Annotated in this window: 1 protein-coding gene; it reads right to left on the bottom strand. The window is 44.6% G+C overall.

What is annotated here, in order from left to right:
• A partial coding sequence (locus R7Q47_RS25520; RefSeq protein ID WP_318090156.1) for a phosphoethanolamine transferase occupies nucleotides 1-1,177 on the bottom strand: 1,177 nt, incomplete at both ends.

The raw sequence follows: 1,177 nt of genomic DNA, 5'->3' as shown, positions 1-1,177 counted from the left end.
CCATAATACCAAGCAAAGAGTGGAACACATTGTCATGCGAGTACTTACCTGCATTTTGTGCTTCTTTGGACAAGCAATCCGTGTTGATGTGTTTTGCTTGCTTAAAGCTTGGCGACATCCACATGATAAGCGGTACTCGTTTTTGGAAATCCGGAGCAAGTCCGTAAGGCATACCATGCAAGAACATGCCGCTTTCACCAAGCGATTCACCGTGGTCAGAAACATAAATCAACGCAGTGTTGTATTTGTCTTCTAACGTCTTAAGTTTGTTGATGGTTTGTTCCAAGACAGAGTCTGTGTAACGAATGGTATTGTCGTAGGTATTTACGATCTCTTCGACGCTACAGTTTTCAATGTCTGCACGTGGGCAATCTGGTTGGAAAAACGCTTTCTCTTTCGGGTAACGTTGGAAGTAAGTTGGGCCATGGCTGCCAATAAGGTGCATGGCTACCACTCGGTTACCGTTCATGTTCGACACTTCTTGGTCAAAGTCACTCAGTAGTGCCATGTCGTAACAAGTTTGACCGTTGCACAGTGCGTTTTGTTGCTTTCTGTCTACTTCGATTTTTTTGATCTTATGCGCGACTTCTTTATCGCCACCGTCGTTTTCTTTCCACAGTAGGTCGATACCTGCACGTTGCATGATATCTAACGCGTTGTCTTGGTTATCAGCTTGTTTACGGTCAAATTGATTGCGCGTTAACTGAGAAAACATGCATGGTACAGATACTGCTGTCGCAGTGCCGCATGACGCTACATCTTTAAAAGAAATAACATCTAATTGGCTGGTGTAGGGGTTAGTTTCACGCTCGTAACCATTCAGTTGATAGTTTTGAGTACGTGCGGTTTCACCTACTACAAAAACGAGTAACGTCGGTTTGTCCTGCGCTTGCTGTAAAGCGGTCGGAGATTGCTGTGCATCAGTACCGATTTCACGATATGGCTGTGGCGTAGTTAAGTAATTTTCTTTTACGTAACTTGTCGCGCTGTAGACATATTGCGTTGGGATGATCATTTTTTTCAGGTAGCTGTTATTGCGACCCACAGATGCGTAATCTTGATAGTACAACCCCGCAATCACGGCAATAACTGCTAACGAAGCGAGCATCGCGACCAGTTTTGTAAGCACAAAGCGTAGCCATTGTCCGCGTTGTGGTTGCAGCTTTACTTTGAACAC

The sequence above is a fragment of the Vibrio sp. Vb0349 genome, assembly GCF_033338975.1.
Note: the sequence above shows the minus strand (reverse complement) of the source record. Positions and strands in the feature narration are given on the sequence as shown.